The organism is Roseateles sp. P5_E11, assembly GCF_054049355.1.
The window spans coordinates 1-3,105 of the sequence record NZ_JBFUMO010000642.1 but is presented as its reverse complement, the minus strand read 5'-3'; the positions used below and the strand labels follow the sequence as shown (position 1 = coordinate 3,105).

Genomic DNA, 3,105 nt, shown 5'->3' with positions numbered 1-3,105 from the left:
GAGTCGGCCTCGCGGATGTAGTCCAGCACCGAGGCCTCGACGCTGGAGCCCATCATGTTGATGATCTCAGCGGCCGTCTTGGCGCCGCCCAGTGAGCTCTTCTTCATGCGCTCGCCGCCGGCCAGGATTTGGCTCATCACTTCGTTGAGGTCCTTCAGCGCCGTTGGCTGGATGCCGTCCAGCGTGGCGATGCGGATCAGCACCTCATTGCGGCCGCGTTCGGTGAACATCTTCAGCACCGAGCTGGTCTGGTCGAAATCCAGGTGGGCCAGGATGGCCGCGATGATCTGCGGGTGTTCGTTGCGCAGCAGCTCGGCGACGCTGGCGGCGTCCATCCACTTCAGGCTCTCGATGGAGGAGACGTCGCTGCCCTGCAGGATGCGGTCCAGCAGCAGGTTGGCCTTGTCCTCGCCGAGGGCCTTGCGCAGCACGGCGCGCACGTATTCGTCGGTGTCGGTGACCAGGGTGCTCTGGGTCTCGGCGACGGCATCGAACTTGTCGAGCACGGTCTCGACCTGGGCCCGCTTGATGACCTTGAGCTTGGCGATCTGCTCCCCCAGCGCCTGCACCTCTTTGGGCGACAGATGCTTGAAGACCTCGCTGGCTTCTTCTTCGCCCAGCGACATCAACAGGATTGCAGCGTTCTCTATGCCCTTGTCATCCATGATCAAACCTCATTGCGAGGCGTAGTGCCTTCCGGGCCGCGCGCCGGGCTGCCAAGGGCCAGAGGCCCTTGGCCTGTCGTAGGCACAAGCAGTCCGCAGGGACTGCTTGTGTCCGACTCCAGTTCGCCAAGCCGGCCCGCCATGGCGGTGTGCTTGCGGCTCAACGCCGCAAGCATCGCCGTCCCCTCGGGGGACCGGCCAAGGTACGCCTTGGACGAGGGGTTCATTTTCACGCAGCCGTCTCGCCGGCCATCCAGTCGCGCATGATGTTGGCGACCGCTACCGGATTGTCGCGGGCCAGGGCGCGGGCACGCTCGAGTTTTTCGTTATGAATCGGCGCTTCAAGGCGCGGCATGCCGGCGCCCCCAGGCAGCAGCTCTTCGTCATCGACGACTTCATCCACCGTCTCGGCCTTGTCCTCGGGCGGCTGCGGCGCCGCGGCCTTGATGGCGGGGCGGATCATGCCGAAGACGGCGATCAGCGCGATGGCGACGAAGGCCAGCGGCACGATGGCGCTGCGGGCAACGTCCAGCAGCCAGGGTTGCTTCCAGATCGGCACATCGGCCGGTTCGGTCTTGTCGACGACGAAGGGCGCGCTGATGACCTTGACCGAGTCGCCGCGCTCGGTGTTGAAGCCCATGGCTTCCTTGACGAGGTCGGTCAGGCGCGTGATCTCTTCGGTCGGCACGGGCTGCTGCGTCGTCTTGCCCTTGGCGTCGGTCACCGAGCGGTGATTGACGACGATGGCTGCGTTCAGGCGCTTGACGTTGCCGACCGCGCCGCGCGTGACGCGCACGGTCTTGTCGACCTCGTAGTTGGTGACCTGCTCGCGGCGGCTGTTGCCGCCAGCCCCCGCTCCTTGTGCGGCCTGCAGCGGGGCGCTGGCGCCATTGACCGGGGCGGTGGCCGGCACAGGCGGTTGGTTGGTGGCAGCACCGGGTACGCCGGTGGGCGTGGCATTGCTGGCGTTGTTGCTCTCGTTGCTCTGGCTGGAGCGCACCGCGGCCTGGGCTCCTGCGCCCTGGTTGGGGCGGTACTCCTCGGCGGTGGCCTCGGTCTGGGAGAAGTCCACGTCGGCGGTGACGGAGGAGCGCAGGTTGTCGCGCCCGACAACGGGCTCCAGCAATTCGAAGATGCGCTTGTTGAAGCCGGCTTCGACCTGCTGCTTGTAAAGGAGCTGCTGGCTGTCGAGTCCGGTGGCGGTGTCCGCGCCGGTCTGGGAGATCAGGGCGCCGGTCTGGTCCAGTACGCTGACGGCCTTGGGATTGAGCTCGGGCACGGCACTGGAGACGAGGTGCACGATGCCGGCGATCTGGTTGCGATCCAGCGTGCGGCCGCCGCGCAGGGTCAGCACGACGGAGGCGCTGGGCTTTTGCTGCTCGCGGAAGAAGCCGTTCTGCTGCGGGATGGCCAGGTGCACGCGGGCATCGGCCACGTCCGACATGGCGGTGATGGTGCGTGTCAGCTCGCCTTCCAGACCGCGTTGGAAGTTCAGGCGTTCGTTGAACTGGGTCTGACCGATGCTGGACTTGTCCATCAGCTCGAAGCCGACGGCGTTGCCGGTGCCGCCCTTGGGCAGGCCCATCGCCGCCAGCTTCATGCGCAGCTCGTAAACCTGGCCGGCGGGCACGAGGATGGTGCCGCCTGCCTCATGCTTGTAGGGCACCTGCAGGGCCGACAGCTGGCCGATGACGGCGCCACCGTCCTTGTCGGCCAGGCCGCTGAACAGCGGGCGGTAGTCGCCCTGGCTGGACCAGAGCGTGATGGCCAGCACGGCGCCGGCCAGGGCGGCCAGGCCGGCGCCCATGGTCAGCTTGCTGCGCAGCGGCAGGCCGTTCAAGCGCTGCACGAAGTTGGGCTGGGCGTTGATCGGGGTGATCATCACCRGGGCGGCAGCAGCAGAGGCGCTCAGGGCGTTGTCCATCGGATGGGCGAGTACAGCGGGGGCCGGGGAATCCGGCGATGGCGCAAATTATTCGTGCCGGGCCCCTAAAGAAAGCGCCGAAGTGGCCGACTGAGCCCGCGCATCTCCGCCCTTAGTGCGCGTGACTTGCTGCCAAAGTCCTGCCCCATGGACATGAAGTTGCGCCCCTTCGACTTTGCACAGGCCGCCGCCCGAGCGGGCCTGGCGGTCAATGGCACGCCGCTTGCGCCCAAGCCGGCCGCCACGTCAGGCGCCAGCTTCGGCGACGCGATGACGCAGGCGCTGAAGAATGTCAGCGCCTCGCAGAACGAGGCCGCCCGCCTGCAGCGCGAGGTGCAACTGGACAACCCGACCGTCAGCCTTGAAGAGACCATGGTCTCGATGCAGAAGGCGCAGATCGGCTTCCAGGCCACGCTGCAGGTCAGGAACCGCCTGGTCTCGGCCTACTCCGAGATCATGAACATGCAGATCTAGCGGCTTTCGGGCCGAGCGCTGGGCCGCTCCCGAGCCGGCCCG

At 67.0% G+C, this 3,105-nt stretch carries 3 protein-coding genes; 1 reads left to right on the top strand and 2 read right to left on the bottom strand.

Translation table 11 applies throughout. The annotated features are described in order from the left end of the window. Both ACXJKR_RS28425 and fliF read right to left on the bottom strand, forming a co-directional pair. Positions 1 to 665: flagellar motor switch protein FliG (locus ACXJKR_RS28425; protein ID WP_457325682.1), on the bottom strand; the 665-nt coding region annotated here is incomplete at its 3' end. Positions 666 to 894: 229 nt separating this feature from the next. Next, positions 895 to 2,589, bottom strand: a complete 1,695-nt coding sequence (gene fliF / locus ACXJKR_RS28420) for a flagellar basal-body MS-ring/collar protein FliF (RefSeq protein WP_457325681.1) — start codon at positions 2,587 to 2,589, stop codon at positions 895 to 897. Between the two features lie 147 nt (positions 2,590 to 2,736). Between fliF and fliE the strand changes: the two genes are divergently transcribed. Continuing rightward, positions 2,737 to 3,063: a flagellar hook-basal body complex protein FliE gene (gene fliE, locus ACXJKR_RS28415; protein ID WP_056199272.1), complete on the top strand. Its 327-nt coding sequence runs from the start codon at positions 2,737 to 2,739 to the stop codon at positions 3,061 to 3,063. The last annotated feature ends 42 nt before the right edge of the window (positions 3,064 to 3,105 follow it).